Genomic DNA, 15,448 nt, shown 5'->3' with positions numbered 1-15,448 from the left:
AAACAAAGAAAGCTGAGCACTTTTGTCTCAGCTTATTTATTTTAGCTTCATTTACTCAACTTTTCAGAATTTCCAGCTTCCTCAATCGCCTTTTTAAGAGCGTTCCAACCTAAGGTTGAGCATTTGATGCGTTGAGGGAACTTAGCAACACCAGCTAAAAAAGCTGCGTCTCCTAGTTCCTTTTGCTGCTCATCGTCCTTACCTTGCACCATTTGAGAAAAAATTTCTGCCAAAGCTAGCGCTTCATCCTTCGTCTTCCCTAGGACTACATCCGTCATCATACTGGCTGAAGCTGTAGAAATACTGCAGCCAGAATTCACAAAGGCAATATCTTCAATCATGCCCTGCTCATCAAATTGAACCGACAGGCTGATGACATCACCGCACGTAGGATTGTTGAGATTCACTTGCTCCACTCCATCCAAACGACCTTGATGATGAGGGTGAGCTGAATGGTCCGTCACAACTGCTTTATAAAGACTATTTAATTTAGAAAGTGCCATCGAAAAACTCCTTTGTTTTCTGTAAAGCTTCAACGAGCTTATCGCAATCGGCTTTGGTATTATACAGATAAAAGCTAGCCCGAACAGTTGCTGCCACTCCTAGGTAACTCAACAAAGGTTGAGCACAGTGATGTCCAGCCCGTACAGCCACGCCTTCATAGTCCAGAGCTGTTGCTACATCATGAGGGTGAAGCCCAGCTAGATTAAAAGAAATAACACCCGACCGCTGAGTCAAGTCCTCCGAACCATAAATGGTAAGCCCCTCAACAGCTTGTAATCTTGGAAATACGTAAGCTATCAATTCCTGCTCATACTGATGAACTGTTTCCATTCCAATCTTGTCCAGATAGTCAATGGCGACAGCTAGACCTATAGCACCAGCTATATTGGGTGTGCCTGCTTCAAACTTCCAAGGTAGTTCTTTCCATGTCGCTTCTTGTTCATAGACAAAATCAATCATTTCCCCACCAAATTCGACAGGCGACATTCGCTCAAGTAGTCCTTCTTTGCCATAGAGAACACCGATACCAGTCGGACCTAGCATCTTATGACCTGAAAATGCAAAGAAATCAACGTCCAAGTCTTGTACATCAATCTTCATGTGAGGAACTGATTGAGCTCCGTCCACCACTAAAAGAGCATTTGCCTGGTGCACTAACTCTGCTATTTCTTTTATGGGATTCACCACACCTAGTACATTAGAAACATGCGCCAAAGCAACAAATCGCGTCTTTTCAGTCAATTTCGACCGAAAGTCAGCGAGATCTAACATACCGTCTTTCAGATAAGCATAAATCAATCTAGCACCTGTTTTCTTACAGGCTTCCTGCCAAGGAATGGTATTGGAATGGTGCTCCATAACGGAAATAAGTACTTCGTCGCCTGGCTGCAAGACACTTTCAGCATAACGCGCTACCCAATTGAGTCCCGTTGTCGTTCCTCTCGTAAAGAGAACTTCTTTCGTTGAAGCGGCATGGATAAAGGAGCGCACTCGTTCCCGCGCAGCTTCATAAGCTGCCGTTGCCCGTTCTGCTAGTGTGTGAACACCACGATGAACATTGGCATTGTCTTTTGCGTAATAAGCTGCAATCGCCTCTAATACCTGCGTAGGCTTTTGGGTTGTAGCCGCATTGTCCAAATAAACCAAGGGCTCATCATTGACGATTTGATCCAAAATTGAAAAATCTTTCCGAAGGACTTCTACATCAAGTTTAGACATTTCTTTTCCTATCTCTTATTTCTTAGCCAAAATTTCATCAATATTTTCAATCATCTCAGCACGCACTTCTTTGACTGGAATTTCAACGATAACAGAGCCTAAGAAGCCACGCACAACTAAACGTTCCGCAGTCGCCTTATCCAGTCCCCGACTCATGAGATAGTACATATCTTCTGGATCCACCTGACCAATAGAAGCCGCATGCCCTGCTGTGACATCATTTTCATCAATCAAAAGAATAGGATTAGCATCTGAACGTGCTTTATCAGACAACATGAGCACTCGACTTTCCTGTTGAGCATCTGCTCCCTTGGCTCCCTTGATAATGTGACCGATTCCGTTAAAAGTCAACGTTCCCTTTTCCAAAATCACTCCATGTTGGAGGATATTACCAATCGAATTGCAACCGTAGTTGGTGATGCGACTGTCAATCCCCTGAATCTGCTTACCACGAGAGAGAGCCACCACTTTCATATCTGCATGACTTCCGCGCCCAAATAAATCACTGTCAAAATCAGCAATCACATTGCCTTCATTCATGACCCCGATTGCCCAGTCAATCATTGAATCATCGTCCAACTTGCCCCGACGACTGATATAAGCTGTGACATTTTCACCCAATCGATCAATAGCTGAAAACTTAATCTGTGATCCTGCTTGGGCAATGACTTCCACCGTGATATTTGCTGTTGCAGAAAGACTGCCAGAACCATAGGTCTCCAGACGCTCTAAATAGGTGAACTTGGAGTATTTCCCTGCAATAATTAGAATGTGATTATTAAATGGTACATCACTTTCACTATCTTGGTAAAAAATACCTTCAATGGGTTGACTGATTTCAACATTATCTGGAATATAGAGCACCGCTCCACTATTGAAATAAGCTGTATGGTAGGCTGCCAGCTTATCTTCATCATATTTAACTGAAGACATAAAATACTTTTCCATGATTTCTGGAATTTCCTCAAGAGCAGTGTAAAAGTCTGTAAAGATAACTCCTTGCTCCGCTAGTTCAGCCGGCAATTGCTCTAAAACAGTCTGTGTTCCAACCTGAACCAATGTCAAATGGTCATTCAGTGCTGTAAAATCAGGCACATTTGCAAGAACCTCACTTTCTGACAGCGTGCCGTCTCCCAAATTCCAGCGGTGAAATTTCACCCGCTCAATAACAGGCAGTTCCAACTTATCTATTTTATCAAAGGCAGCTTGACGGAGATTTGCCAACCACTCAGGCTCCGCATGCATTTGAGAAAAATGTTTAATGGTTTCTTTTGTCATTTCATTCTCCTATCTTTTCTAAGTAAAAAGAAAGGTTGACTAGACTTCTTCTTGGTAATCAAAACCAAGTTCTTCAGCCAATTTGGCATAACCTTCCTGCTCCAAACGAACAGCTAATTCCGGACCACCAGAAGCAACTACACGCCCATCCATCATGATATGGACCACATCAGGCGTAATATAATTCAACAGACGTTGATAGTGCGTAATAATCATAGCACCAAAATGTTCACCACGCATAGCATTGACGCCCTTAGACACCACTTTCAGTGCATCAATATCTAGTCCAGAGTCAATTTCATCCAGTAGCGCAAAAGTTGGCTCTAGCATCAACAATTGCAAGATTTCATTGCGTTTCTTTTCACCGCCAGAAAAACCTTCATTCAGATAACGTTCTGCCATTTCCTCTTTCATATTGAGTAATTCCATTTTTTCATCCAATTTCATGATAAAATCACGGACAGAGATTTTTTCATCATCTTCTTTACCTGCATTCATGGCTGCACGCAAAAATTCTGCATTGGTAATACCTGGAATTTCACTTGGGTACTGCATAGCAAGAAAAAGTCCCATACGAGCTCGTTCATCCACATCCAGTTCTAAAATATTGACACCATCAAAGAGAACTTCTCCCTCGGTTACCTCGTAATTCGGATTTCCCATAATCGCTGCTGATAAGGTGGATTTCCCCGTACCGTTTGGTCCCATAATGGCGGCAATTTCTCCTGTTTTAAGAGTCAGATTGACTCCTTTTAAGATTTTCTTTCCTTCAATTTCTACATGGAGGTCTTTGATTTCTAACACAGACATGGCAAACTTTCCTTTCTTCATATCCATAATCTACCTTACCAGTATAGCAAAAAAAAGCCAAAAAGGCTTTGATTTTGTTTAAGTGCGAGTCTACTTCTTTTTTCTATTTCTGAACTTTGTTCTGATTTCTTCCCGATAAGCAGAATTTCCGATAAAACGAAGGATATTGAGTAGCGGTGTTCGATTTGGACCCAGAACACCAATTAGTTCTACCAAAAGTTCCACTCCAAAAAGTAGTCCAATAATTAACAGTGTCCCACCAATACGGCTCGAAACATTTAGCAAAAGAGAAATCATGGCAAAAATCATAGAAATGCCATAAATAACCAAGACTGTCCCACGATGTGTTAAGCCCAAGGATAACAGCCGATGATGAAGATGTCGCTTGTCTGGTGTATAAAATTTTTGTCCAGATAAAGTTCTACGCACAATCGCTAAAAATGTGTCTGTAATCGGCACTCCCAGAATAATCATCGGAGTAATCACAGCGACAGCTGTCGCATTTTTCAAGCCTTGCAATGACAAAACCGCAATCATAAAACCGATAAACAGCGCTCCTGTATCTCCCAGATAAATAATAGCGGGGTGGTAATTGTAAGGGAAAAATCCTGCGATAGACATGACCAAGACAAAAATAGTTAAGGTTAGAAAGACATTGTGATCTGGCAAGAAAAAGTAGGAAACAATCCCCATTGTCACCAGCGAAATAATGGATACACCACTCACTAATCCGTCCAACCCGTCAATCAAATTAACGGCATTGGTAATCGAAATAATCCAGATAACCGTCAAAATAAAAGACAACCAAGGAGCAAAGTGCAGCAGCGGCCCACCAAAAGGGATTTTAAAATGATTCAAACGGAAATCCGTCAATAGCCAAATCAAACTGGCAGCCAACACAATTCCTGACATCTTTGCTAAAGGCTTCAACTCTTTCACATCATCAATAAGCCCTGTTAAAGCAATGATGCCGCCTCCTAAGACAACCGGCCAAATATAATCAAAATAACCCTTTCCATGAAAGGTCGCTTGCACAATCATCGGCATAAAAACAAGTGTAGCAACCGAAAAAGCAATGACAATAGCTAAACCGCCGCTGCTTGGCATCGGCTTTTTGTTGATTCTTCGTGCATTTGGATAATCAACCGCACCTATCTTAAATGCCAATAGACGCACCAAAGGCGTGAGAATCACACCGATGAAAAAGGTTCCAAGCAACACCAAAATGAATTTTAAAGGGAAGGGAATCATAAGCATTTAACCTTTTTAAGACTGGCAACCGCCTCGTTGACAAGCAATAAATAACCGTGCTCTTGCAAAACAGCTCTCGTCACATCTGTGTCTTCTGCATGTTCACGCATAGAGGCAAGGAGCCAAGCTGGATAACGCTTCGGGTGTCCCTCAATATCCACCAGAATTGTCAAATAATAGTGATCGTCCATTTTGTACAACTCCGAAGTATTGACAGCATAATCTACTGTCTTAGAAAAGACAATTGCTTCTTTCAGGCTGGAAAATTTCAAAATGTAATAAATATATTTTTGCGTTAGCTCGTCACTATTTTCATCTTGTTCTTCCATATCAGAAGTGCTTGTGTTATCGTCTGATTCCGCCGTTTCCAAAGAACGAACAGCCTCCATATCGTCTTTACTTTTCTCAAAAATATTTTTTTCTAATGTCTTTAAAAATTCATCAGGAGACATTTGAGACAACTCTTCTACATCTGGCAAATCCGCCAAATCATCGAAGTTCAGATTCTTATCAATCTTAGACTTGGTGACAAAGACATCCAATCGGTCGGGCTTTGGTGTCACACGAAAACTGAGCATGCCACTATCTAAAAAGCTTTCTGGCATTTCCAACTCATCTAAAATCGCATAGAAAAACTCTTCTGTTTTTTCTTGTGGGACTAGAAAATCTGCCATTTCCATCCCACGTTCCTCTAAATCCTCTAATTTTATCGTGATTTTAATCGTTGTATCACTAATTTGCTTCATTTCCATCGCATTACCTCATACTTCTAGTCTTTTCATTATACTAAAATTTCGGGTTTTTTACAAAAAATAGATAGCCTTTGTCTTCTTTTATCAATAAAAAACTCAACAATCTCTGCTGAGTTTTTGTATGCTTAGAAAATGGCTTTAAAAATGCCGTAAATAATAAGCAGGACACCAAGTCCAATACGGTATTTCCCAAAGATTGTGAAGTCGTGCTTTTTCACATAGTCTGTCAAGAAGCGAATGACATAGAGACTAACCCCAAATGCAACGCCCATTGCCACAAGCAACAAGAAGAACTGACCAAATCCAAGTGTATTTCCTTTGATGATAAACTTCAAAATCTTCCAAGCACTTGCACCAAACATAACAGGAATCCCTAAGAAAAAGGTGAACTCTGTCACCACGGAACGGCTAGTACCATTTAAAAGCCCTCCTACAATCGTTGCTCCAGAGCGACTGGTACCAGGAAAGAGTGACAATACTTGAAATAACCCAATGTAGAGAGCAGTTTTATAAGGCAATCGATCTAAGCTGGTAATTGTCGGTTCTACGTTGTTATTACGTTTTTCCAGTAAAATAAAAGCAACACCATAGATAATCAACATACAAGCAACAGAAATGAAGTTATAAAAATGAGCATCAAACCAACTATCTAAAGGCAAACCAATAATAGCAGCAGGTGCAGCCGCAACCACTACTTTTGCCCATAATTGCCATGTTTTCTGCACTTCACGCGCTGTCTTTCCCGGTTTAAACGGATTTAATTTATCAAAATAAATCACGACAACTGCTAAAATTGCTCCTAATTGGATAACGACATTGAACATTTCCATAAAGGCAGCATTCTGATTTTTATACTTGATAAACTCCTGTATCAAAATCAAGTGACCTGTGCTAGAAATAGGCAACCACTCTGTAATTCCTTCCACAATCCCAAAGATGATGGATTTTAAAATTTCAATGATAAACATGTTCTTCTCCTAAGGTTGATTTGTTTCATTATAGCATAATTTCAAGTGAGAGAATAGAGGCACTTTTTAAAAAGCACCGCCTCCACCTCCACCGCCTCCACCAGTGAAGCCGCCTCCGCTGCTACCACCTGATGAAACAGTGAAGCTACTAGCTGAATTGGCTTCTGAGCCATAACTAACAAAAGCGTGGGAGCTAGTATGGAAGGTATACGACATATCCTGATAAACAAAAGCATTCATAGACGGATTGTCAATTGTGATTTTACGTAGCTTCATAGCCTTGGTCACCTTATCAGCACAATTAAACATAGTAGCATAAACCAATAATCGGTTCCATAAAATGACCCCGTCAACTTCTGTGTCCTTTAAATGAGCAATATCACGTAGCATATTGGCAAAACTCTTCCAGTAATAATAGTTTTCTGCCCCTTCTTCATTTAAAACTCCATCACGTTTCACCATTTTGCATTTTCTCCAGAAGTAATACAAAAATCCGCCGGCAATGAGAAAACTAACTATGAATTGGAAGAAAATCAGTCTGTACCACAAGAATATCCAAGCCAAAACACCAAGAGAAACGACCATAATAAGTGCCATCAAGGAGATTGAAAGATATAAATACAAGAGTTCCTTTTTAGCAACTGGGCGGTAATTATTTGGCAATTGCTCCCGCTCAATAATCTCATGCACATTTTCTGTAATATTCTTCAAATAACATTTTAAGAGATTTTTTACCCTGTTGCCCGCTTTACGGACAGCTTCCTCACCTCTGTTATACACTTTCTTATCAATTTTAAAGTCTGAAAATAGCTCTTTTACAAGAAGCTGCTTGTTGTTGCCCATAGCCATTTTTAAAAATTCTTTTTCAAAATCAGCTAAACCCTTATCTGTCACTCTTTGTAATTTTGGCTGTTTCGTATCATCTGTAAAAACAAGATTACCTCGATCAATCAAATCTAGCAAAGTGGCTTGTACAAGATTTTCAAATTTCAAAGACGTTGCTTGCTTCTCCGTTGGATCCAGCTCTGTCAAATCTACCGAATAAACATTGGAAGCAATGACCATTGGTGGCAAATCTTGCGGTATTTCGTATAGACGAGCACGCTTAGGAAACGTTACACGGAGTTTTATAGTGAATTGAAAGAAACCATAAAATGCTAGGCTAATCAGACCAACTAGCACAAAAGCAAGTGGTAAACCCCAGTCCATCAATCTCTGATATCTTTTTGTTTTCTGAGCAGCTTCTCTTTCGACTTGCCAAAATCCTTGCAATCGATTCTGATTTGTGATAGCCAAGCTATTTTCAGGAACCGTCATTAATGACCGATCCCAATAAGCATGAAATTCTAGTTTTTTTCCTTTACGAATATTGCCCGCATGAATAAGGTAAGTATTCCCAGAATGCGTCACCTGAGCTGGCTTCATAAAATAACCTGTATGAGCATACAATTCGGTCTGCTGAGAACTTTTTGGAACTGAAATCCGAAACTCCACATTGTTTAACTTCTTATCCCAGTTACTAATTGGAATCCAGTGCAACTCCACGATGTCACTGTAGACAAACAGCATATTTTTCAGTTTCCACGTAACCGCAATAGTCACACGATCCCCTTTATTACCAGCATTATAAATTTTATATTTATAACCACCCGCAATGTATTCCTGAACAGCAGTAATATCCGTTTTTGGTTGTCCATTTCTTAAAGCTAGAATCGTCGGCTTTCCTTCCACATCAAAGCCCAGAGGAACTTTACCAGATGTCCCCAAAGTAATGATTTGTCCTCTGTAGCCGCTTGAGAAATGGTAAGTGACTGTTTCAACAAATGTCGCTGTATTATCAGAATGAATCTGTAAATTGCCTTTATAGGATTCAATATCATAACTCACCGCCAAGACTCGTTGACTGAAGAACAAACATGAGAAAAAAATTATGATACTCCAAAAAAACTTTTTCATCTAGTAATCTCCTTATACTGATTGCCTTTATTATACCATTTTTTTAAGTAAGGGTTTCCCCAATATTGAAAAGCATGTCATTTTTCGGTACAATGAAAGGAAGCTATTTTTAGATGAGGAGAAAATATGAAGAAATTATTCTTATCTCTATTTGCACTTCTGCTGCTTAGTTTCGGATTTGCAAATAGAGCTCAAGCCGATGAATACTTGCGAATCGGAATGGAAGCGGCTTATGCACCGTTCAACTGGACGCAAGATGACGATAAAAATGGTGCCGTCAAAATCGAAGGCACCAACCAATATGCCAATGGTTATGACGTCCAAATCGCCAAACAAGTCGCAAAAGCATTGGGCAAAAAACCGTTAGTAGTCAAAACTTCTTGGAATGGATTGATCCCTGCATTGACATCAGGTAAATTAGATATGATTATCGCTGGAATGAGTCCAACTGCTGAGCGAAAAAAAGAAATCGCATTTTCCAATAGCTACTACACCAGTGAGCCTGTGGTACTAGTCAACAAAGACGGATCCTATGCCAATGCAAAAACGTTGAAGGACTTCAAAGGAGCAAAAATCACTTCTCAACAAGGTGTCTACCTCTACAATTTGATTTCCCAACTGACAGGCGCTAAACAAGAAACTGCAATGGGCGACTTCGCTCAAATGCGCCAAGCACTTGAGTCAGGAGTGATAGACGGCTACATTTCTGAACGTCCCGAAGCCCTCACAGCAGAATCCGCTAATTCAAAATTTAAAATGATTCAGTTCAAAAAAGGTTTTGAAGTTAATGAAGAGGATGCTACGATTGCAATCGGAATGCGCAAAAACGACAATCGTCTAGAACAAGTCAATGCTGCTATCGCTAAAATCAGTGCCAAAGACCAAGTCGCTTTAATGGACAAGATGATTCAAAACCAACCTGTTGAAACTGACACCAGCAAAGATAAAACTACTTTCTTTGGACAAGTGACAAAGATTCTGAAAGACAACTGGCCCCAATTTCTGCGCGGAGCTGGCTTAACCCTTCTCATTTCCATTACTGGTACAATTGCAGGGCTCATCATTGGTCTCTTAATCGGTGTTTACCGCACCGCTCCTACAGCCAAAAATAAAGCTCTCGCTCTTTTACAAACTTTATTCGGTTGGTTCCTGAATGTCTACATCGAAATTTTCCGTGGAACACCTATGATTGTTCAATCTATGGTTATTTACTACGGAACAGCACAGGCATTTGGAGTTTCCATTGATCGTACAATCGCAGCCATCTTTATCGTTTCCATTAACACGGGTGCTTATATGAGTGAAATTGTCCGCGGAGGAATCTTTGCTGTTGATAAGGGGCAATTTGAAGCCGCAACTGCTCTGGGAATGACACATAACCAAACCATGCGCAAAGTTGTCCTTCCTCAAGTCGTGCGCAATATTCTACCTGCTACAGGGAATGAATTTGTCATCAATATCAAAGATACTTCCGTACTGAATGTTATCTCCGTTGTTGAACTTTATTTCTCAGGAAATACTATTGCCACCCAAACTTACCAATATTTCCAAACCTTTACGATTATTGCCGTGATCTACTTTGTCCTAACATTTACGGTAACACGCATTCTCCGCTATGTAGAACGGCGTTTTGACACAGATGATTACACAACGGGCGCTAATCAAATGCAAACGAAAGGAGTAAAGGCATGAGCGATACCATTTTAGAAATCAATCATCTTAAAAAATCCTACGGACAAAATGAAGTCTTAAAAGACATTTCTCTCACTGTCCACTCCGGCGAAGTCATTTCTATCATCGGAAGCTCTGGTAGTGGAAAATCTACTTTCTTACGCTCTATCAATCTCCTTGAAGAGCCAAGTGGAGGAGAAATCCTTTATCGTGGTGAAAATGTACTAGAAGAAAACTATAACCTCACTCATTACCGTGAAAAACTCGGTATGGTGTTCCAAAGCTTTAACCTTTTTGAAAACCTTAATGTTCTTGAAAATACCATTGTCGCACAAACAACTGTTCTCAAGCGAGAACGAGCAGAGGCCGAAAAAATCGCCAAAGAAAATCTTGAAAAAGTTGGCATGGGGCAACCTTACTGGCAAGCCAAACCAAAACAACTCTCTGGAGGACAAAAGCAACGGGTTGCTATTGCACGCGCCTTATCCATGAACCCAGATGCCATTTTATTTGACGAGCCAACCTCAGCGCTTGACCCTGAAATGGTCGGCGAAGTGCTGAGAATAATGAAAGACCTTGCTCAAGAGGGCTTAACCATGATTGTTGTCACGCACGAGATGGAGTTTGCGCGTGATGTCTCCAATCGTGTCATTTTCATGGACAAAGGCATCATTGCTGAAGAAGGCAAGCCTGAAGACATTTTTACTCACCCTAAGAAAGAACGCACAAAAGAATTTTTACAACGTTACTTACGATAATCCACAACCGACGGGAGTGGGACAAAAATCGGTAATTTCGAAGAAATTTGATTTTGTCGTCCCACCCCCGCACAGTTGAGTAGGGCTGTAAAGGTTGATTTATCAACCGCATAGAACCCACTCACCACTGAGACTTGCAAGAAACTCATAAAAATCTGACGAGGTTAAGGACTTTTGTCCCAGTCTCGTCTTTATTTTCTCTTCAAAATCTTTAAGAAGTCAATTGAAAAACTAATTTTTATTCAAACAAAACAGAATGTTTGAATACACATTCATTAGAACATTTTCTTGTTAAAAATAAAACTCTAATTTTTAAGAATATTTTTTAAAATAGATTGTATTGTAGAAAGCGGTTTATCATTTTTCTGTAAAAATATTCATTTTTAAAAATTAGATAGATAACGAATAAATAAACTTTCCACTTTATAATTATTTGTTATTTCCATATAAAATCATACTATTTTACAATTGCAAACAAAAAAAGCAGGCTGATAGCCTGCTAAAAATACAACGATTAGTTTTCAAACTTTTCGTGGTTTTTATCGTAAAAATCAATCAATCCAAGAGCGGTTTCAAATGAAATATTTTTCACTTTAGCACGGCCTTGAGCAAGGGCAATGATAGACATTTCACGAGCGTTCGTTTCTTTACTGATGCGATAACCCGTGATTTTTTTATCACGAACCCAGCTAACAACTGATTCTACTTTTTCAAAGTTAGATTTAGCCATTTCCTTCTCCTATTTTATTATTTCTAACTAAATATTGTAAAGGTTTTTGTTTGTTTTGTCAATGGAAAAGGCTGTCTATTTTGATGAATAAAACAATTCAGAATATTCTTTATTTTGCTTTAAGAGCTGATAAAATTTGCGTTCGGATACTTTCTACTCCGTCAGGATTGGCTGGTAAGAAAATTGTATTATTTCCCTTATTATCTGCAAAATTATTCAATGTATCAAGATATTGGTTGGTTAAAAGAATTGACATGATTTGTTCTTCTTTCAATTCAACATTTGCACCTTTTAACTCTTTGATAGAGTCTGCCAAGCCATCCACAATCGCTTTCCGTTGTTCGGCGATACCAACCCCATGAAGGCGATCTTTTTCAGCTTCTGCTTCTGCGGCTGTTACAATTTTAATCTTGTCAGCTTCAGCTAATTCTTGCGCAGCAACACGTTTCCGTTGGGCAGCGTTGATTTCATTCATTGATTGCTTGACTTCTGCATCTGGCTCAACTTTAGTAATCAAGGTTTTTACGATGATATAACCGTAAGTAGACATTTCTTCTGCCACTTGCTTTTGGACTTCAAGCGCAATTTCATCTTTCTTTTCAAACAATTCATCCAAGGTCAATTTAGGAACAGATGAACGCAATGCATCTTCAATATAAGACTTGATTTGAGCTTCTGGGCGAATCAATTTATAGTAAGCATCTGTTACGTTATTTTCATTGACACGGTATTGTGTCGCAACGTTCATCATGACAAATACATTGTCTTGTGTCTTAGTTTCAACCACAATCTCACTTTGCAAGAGGCGCAATTGTACACGCGCTGCGATATGGTCAATACCAAACGGCAAACGCAAATGAATCCCGCTATTACTGAGTTTTTGATATTTCCCAAAACGTTCTATAATCGCGACAGACTGTTGACGAACAACATATAAGGAACTAAAAAGAATGAGAATAAGTACGACAACAACAATTGGTACTACTAAAAATAACATGATATGAAACTCCTATCTTCTTTTTCCAAGATTATAGCACACTTATAAGAGTTTATCAAACAGAAACGATAGTTGCAACACTCCATAAGTTTGCTTAAGTTTTTTTAAATCTCTTTACTAAATCCAGCCATTTTCTTGCGCAATTCGAACTGCTTCTAATCGATTTTCCGCTGCTAATTTCGTTAGAATGCTTGACATGTAATTGCGGATAGTGCCATTTGATAGATAAAGCTTTTGAGCAATTTCTTTACTAGACAGACCTCTTGCTGCTGCTTGCAAAACCAAAATTTCCTGATTGGACAAGGGATTTTTACTCGTCATCATGGCTTCCATTAGTTCAGGAGAATATTCTTTTTGCCCTTTTAATACTGTATGAATTGTTTTCATGAGGTCAGCAATACTGCGTTCCTTTAAAACATAGGCATCTACATCTGCTTTGACCGCTCGCTCAAAGTAACCAGGACGTTTAAATGTGGTGACAATAACGACTTTGACGGTTGACTGCTGCACCTTGACCCATTCCAACACATCCAGCCCTGTTTGCTTAGGCATTTCCACATCTAAAATAGCTACATCTATCTTTTGAGATTGCAGCAAGGCCATTGCCTCCTGCCCATTAGAAGCCTGATGAACTGTTTCCACATCTGATTGCATTTCTAGCAATTGGCACAAAGCATCCCGTAGCATGCTTTGATCTTCGGCTACTAATAATTTCATTTGTATCCCTCCATTAGTAAGTTTACTCGAATCATAGTTGGCTGTTTATAACTTAAAACCTCTACTTGTCCAGACAATGCTTCCACACGCTCCCGAATGGAATGCAACTCTTTTCCTGTGACAATTTTGAAACCTTTCCCATTATCCTCAACATCTGTAATTAACCGATTTTTTTCAGAATACAAATGAATTTGGCAACTGCTTGCCTGAGCATGCTTGATGATATTCGTTGCTAATTCTAGTAAAACCATACTTAAACTTGATTGAATATTTGGTGCGATACTAGCAATATTGAGTTGACGCTGTACTTGTACCCGAATCCCACTCATTTCTAGCATAGCCTGAATAGTCACTAGCTCCTCATCCAAGGTTCGTGTTTTTAGATTATTAATAATCCGTCGCACATCTGCCATAGACTGCTTGCTAATTTCATGCACTTCCTGCAATTCTTTACCAGCTTTCTCATAGGATTTCATTTGAAGAAACTGTTGTGCTAATTCTGTCTTGACACTGAGCATAGCAAATGTATGCCCTAGACTATCATGTAGGTCTCGTCCAATACGATTGCGCTCATTTTCAGCTAGAAACAGATTGAGTTGAGCATTCTGCTTTCTTTTTTCCTCCTGAAGCAATTCAGCCACCTGCATGCGATACAATCCGAAGGTCAATAAATCAGCAAATAAAAAGGTCGCAATCAAAAATATCAGATAGGATAAATCACTCGGATTTTTCAGAAAAATAGAAAACAGAATGATTGGCTGTAAGGTAAAAAAGGTCCAAAAGCGCCAAGATTTAAATGGAATTTCATTAAAGTGATAGATTAGTAGATTTGATAGATAAAAGATATACCAAACAAAACTTGGATTTAGCCAAATAGAACTATAAAAAATGTAGGCAATCATTATCCACCAAGACAGCCACTGATGAAACGGATGATTATCGAGTAGAAGATTGTAATAAGCTCCGATAAAAAATACTGTCCACAACAAGAGCAAAAGCGAGTAGTCCCCACCGATGACACCCGCTATTGGAAAGACAATAAAAACTAAAGCAATATGAAACATATAGTGAATATTTTTTAGTTTTTTCCACATAAATTTATTTTACCTCAATCCGTTTTTTAAGTTGAAGAACCACCAGACTGACACCAACTGTGTAAACCAGAACAATCAGTGCTGCAATGGCATTAAACTCACGATGTTCCAAATAAGAAGATACAACCTGCATGAGTTGATAACTAGGCATCAATTTACCGATAGAGCGAAGCCAGGCTGGGAACATGCTCAAAGGAAACCAAAGACCACCTAGGACTGCCAAAGCCATATAGGCAATATTCCCCACAACAGACATAAGCTGAGCGCTGGGAAGCAAACTCACTAATACTCCCATGGCGATGAAAACCAAACTTCCGAACAGGATAATTAGGGCGATGATTAACCAATCCATTGTAGGAAGACTGACTCCACGAACAAAATGCCCAACAGAAAAAACAACGACTATGGAAAGAAGGAAAGTCAGTAAGGCACTGAAAAGTTTGGATATATAATATTCTACCATAGAAACAGGTGAGTGCTGAATCATTTTTTGCCAATTATTGGTTTTATCAGATTGCAAGGAGCTGGGAATACTAAAGAAAGCACTAGACATGATACTGAAAACCGTCATTGAAAAGAGATATAGTCGAAGTACACTGGTTGGTGTGTCGCTTGACATCACGCCTGAAAAAATCAGATAAAAGACACTAGGCAAACCAATAGACAAGAGGTAATAAGCGGCCTGCCGCTTCATTAAAATCAATTCAACCTTCATTAAACTGGTCATATTTTTCATGATACATC

At 39.4% G+C, this 15,448-nt stretch carries 15 protein-coding genes; 2 read left to right on the top strand and 13 right to left on the bottom strand.

The window, feature by feature from the left end; all coding sequences use genetic code 11:
- Positions 1-47: 47 nt before the first annotated feature.
- The 8 genes from sufU to IYQ91_RS03045 form a co-directional block, all read right to left on the bottom strand.
- Entirely contained in the window at positions 48-503 is a 456-nt protein-coding gene (sufU, locus tag IYQ91_RS03080; protein WP_195673042.1) for a Fe-S cluster assembly sulfur transfer protein SufU, read from the bottom strand.
- On the bottom strand, positions 490-1,722 hold the full coding sequence (locus IYQ91_RS03075) for a cysteine desulfurase (RefSeq protein ID WP_195673041.1): 1,233 nt from the start codon (positions 1,720-1,722) through the stop codon (positions 490-492). The genes sufU and IYQ91_RS03075 overlap by 14 nt, the downstream gene beginning before the upstream one ends.
- 15 nt (positions 1,723-1,737) lie before the next feature.
- The gene (gene sufD / locus IYQ91_RS03070; protein WP_195673040.1) at positions 1,738-3,000 is read right to left on the bottom strand and encodes a Fe-S cluster assembly protein SufD; all 1,263 of its coding nucleotides are present in this window, start codon (positions 2,998-3,000) and stop codon (positions 1,738-1,740) included.
- A gap of 39 nt (positions 3,001-3,039) precedes the next feature.
- A complete protein-coding gene (gene sufC / locus IYQ91_RS03065; protein ID WP_003025885.1) occupies positions 3,040-3,810 on the bottom strand; it encodes a Fe-S cluster assembly ATPase SufC in 771 nt (256 codons plus the stop codon).
- Between the two features lie 90 nt (positions 3,811-3,900).
- The gene (locus IYQ91_RS03060) at positions 3,901-5,067 is read right to left on the bottom strand and encodes a glycosyltransferase family 4 protein (RefSeq protein WP_003036405.1); all 1,167 of its coding nucleotides are present in this window, start codon (positions 5,065-5,067) and stop codon (positions 3,901-3,903) included.
- On the bottom strand, positions 5,058-5,813 hold the full coding sequence (mecA, locus tag IYQ91_RS03055) for an adaptor protein MecA (RefSeq protein WP_003025888.1): 756 nt from the start codon (positions 5,811-5,813) through the stop codon (positions 5,058-5,060). Before mecA ends, IYQ91_RS03060 begins: the two co-directional genes overlap by 10 nt.
- 125 nt (positions 5,814-5,938) lie before the next feature.
- A complete protein-coding gene (locus IYQ91_RS03050) occupies positions 5,939-6,781 on the bottom strand; it encodes an undecaprenyl-diphosphate phosphatase (RefSeq protein WP_126466499.1) in 843 nt (280 codons plus the stop codon).
- A 66-nt stretch (positions 6,782-6,847) separates the two neighbouring features.
- Positions 6,848-8,737 (bottom strand): DUF2207 domain-containing protein, encoded by a 1,890-nt coding sequence (locus tag IYQ91_RS03045; protein WP_195673039.1) that lies wholly within the window; start codon positions 8,735-8,737, stop codon positions 6,848-6,850.
- A 126-nt stretch (positions 8,738-8,863) separates the two neighbouring features.
- On the opposite strand from IYQ91_RS03045, the gene IYQ91_RS03040 reads away from it, so the two are divergent.
- Positions 8,864-10,429, top strand: coding sequence for an ABC transporter substrate-binding protein/permease (locus tag IYQ91_RS03040; RefSeq protein ID WP_195673038.1), 1,566 nt, complete (start codon positions 8,864-8,866; stop codon positions 10,427-10,429).
- A complete protein-coding gene (locus tag IYQ91_RS03035; RefSeq protein WP_003031085.1) occupies positions 10,426-11,166 on the top strand; it encodes an amino acid ABC transporter ATP-binding protein in 741 nt (246 codons plus the stop codon). Before IYQ91_RS03040 ends, IYQ91_RS03035 begins: the two co-directional genes overlap by 4 nt.
- Positions 11,167-11,680: 514 nt before the next feature.
- Here the strand turns inward: IYQ91_RS03035 and IYQ91_RS03030 are convergent.
- The 5 genes from IYQ91_RS03030 to IYQ91_RS03010 all read right to left on the bottom strand — a co-directional run bounded on the left by IYQ91_RS03030 (position 11,681) and on the right by IYQ91_RS03010 (position 15,440).
- Positions 11,681-11,896, bottom strand: coding sequence for a hypothetical protein (locus IYQ91_RS03030; RefSeq protein ID WP_003025899.1), 216 nt, complete (start codon positions 11,894-11,896; stop codon positions 11,681-11,683).
- Positions 11,897-12,005: 109 nt separating this feature from the next.
- Complete coding sequence (locus tag IYQ91_RS03025; RefSeq protein WP_022526805.1) at positions 12,006-12,893, bottom strand: SPFH domain-containing protein; 888 nt, start codon at positions 12,891-12,893, stop codon at positions 12,006-12,008.
- 117 nt (positions 12,894-13,010) lie between these two features.
- Positions 13,011-13,610, bottom strand: coding sequence for a response regulator transcription factor (locus IYQ91_RS03020; RefSeq protein WP_024052143.1), 600 nt, complete (start codon positions 13,608-13,610; stop codon positions 13,011-13,013).
- A complete protein-coding gene (locus IYQ91_RS03015; RefSeq protein WP_195673037.1) occupies positions 13,607-14,704 on the bottom strand; it encodes a sensor histidine kinase in 1,098 nt (365 codons plus the stop codon). Before IYQ91_RS03015 ends, IYQ91_RS03020 begins: the two co-directional genes overlap by 4 nt.
- Before the next feature lie 4 nt (positions 14,705-14,708).
- Positions 14,709-15,440: an ABC transporter permease gene (locus IYQ91_RS03010; protein WP_049506846.1), complete on the bottom strand. Its 732-nt coding sequence runs from the start codon at positions 15,438-15,440 to the stop codon at positions 14,709-14,711.
- Positions 15,441-15,448 lie beyond the last annotated feature (8 nt).

Origin of the sequence: Streptococcus sp. HF-2466 (assembly GCF_015594645.1) — a bacterium.
GTDB classification, from domain to species: Bacteria; Bacillota; Bacilli; order Lactobacillales; family Streptococcaceae; genus Streptococcus; species Streptococcus anginosus.
This window is presented reverse-complemented; position numbering and strand designations above follow the sequence as displayed.